This is a genomic window from Paracoccus bogoriensis (assembly GCF_019431455.1).
GTDB classification, from domain to species: Bacteria; Pseudomonadota; Alphaproteobacteria; order Rhodobacterales; family Rhodobacteraceae; genus Paracoccus; species Paracoccus bogoriensis.
Map to the genome: position 1 here is coordinate 1 of NZ_JAHYSR010000049.1, position 1,236 is coordinate 1,236.

Sequence of the window (1,236 nt, forward strand, 5' to 3'; positions counted from 1 at the left end):
ATGGCAAAGGCAAAGTTTGAACGGACGAAACCGCACGTCAACATTGGCACGATCGGTCACGTTGACCACGGCAAGACGACGCTGACGGCGGCGATCACGAAGTATTTCGGCGAGTTCCGCGCCTATGACCAGATCGACGGCGCGCCCGAAGAGAAGGCCCGCGGGATCACGATCTCGACCGCGCATGTCGAATACGAATCCGAGTCGCGCCACTACGCGCATGTGGACTGCCCGGGCCACGCCGACTACGTGAAGAACATGATCACCGGTGCCGCCCAGATGGACGGCGCAATCCTGGTGGTGAACGCCGCTGACGGCCCGATGCCGCAGACGCGCGAACATATCCTGCTGGGCCGTCAGGTCGGCATCCCCTACATGGTCGTCTATCTGAACAAGGTTGACCAGGTGGATGACGAGGAACTGCTGGAACTGGTCGAGATGGAAGTGCGCGAGCTTCTGTCCTCCTACGACTATCCGGGCGACGAGATTCCGATCATCAAGGGCTCGGCGCTGGCGGCGATGGAAGGCCGTGACCCCGAGATCGGCGAGAACTCGATCCGCGCGCTGATCAAGGCGGTGGACGAATACATTCCGACGCCCGAGCGCGCTGTGGACCAGCCCTTCCTGATGCCGATCGAGGACGTGTTCTCGATCTCGGGCCGCGGGACGGTTGTGACCGGCCGTGTCGAGCGCGGCGCGGTGAACGTGGGCGACGAGCTTGAAATCGTGGGTATCCGCCCGACGAAGAAGACGACCTGCACGGGCGTCGAGATGTTCCGCAAGCTGCTGGACCGCGGCGAGGCGGGCGACAACATCGGCGCGCTGCTGCGCGGCATCGAGCGTGACGGGGTCGAGCGCGGTCAGGTTCTGTGCAAGCCTGGCTCGGTGAAGCCGCATACGAAGTTCGAGGCTGAGGCCTATATCCTGACCAAGGAAGAAGGTGGCCGCCACACGCCGTTCTTCGCGAACTACCGCCCGCAATTCTACTTCCGCACGACGGATGTGACGGGCACGGTGAAGCTGCCCGAGGGCACCGAGATGGTGATGCCGGGCGACAACCTGAAGTTCGAGGTCGAACTGATCGCGCCCATCGCGATGGAAGAAAAGCTGCGCTTTGCCATCCGCGAGGGCGGCCGCACCGTCGGCGCCGGCGTCGTCTCGAAGATCATCGAGTGATCCGCGCGACATGAAACAGAGGGCCGTCCGAAAGGGCGGCCCTCTTGCGTTGCGGCGGTG

Annotated in this window: 1 protein-coding gene; it reads left to right on the plus strand. The window is 63.7% G+C overall.

Features of this window, described 5'->3' with window-relative positions:
• Window positions 1–1,176: elongation factor Tu (gene tuf / locus KY389_RS14995; RefSeq protein ID WP_219831774.1), on the plus strand; the 1,176-nt coding region annotated here is incomplete at its 5' end.
• Window positions 1,177–1,236: the final 60 nt, after the last annotated feature.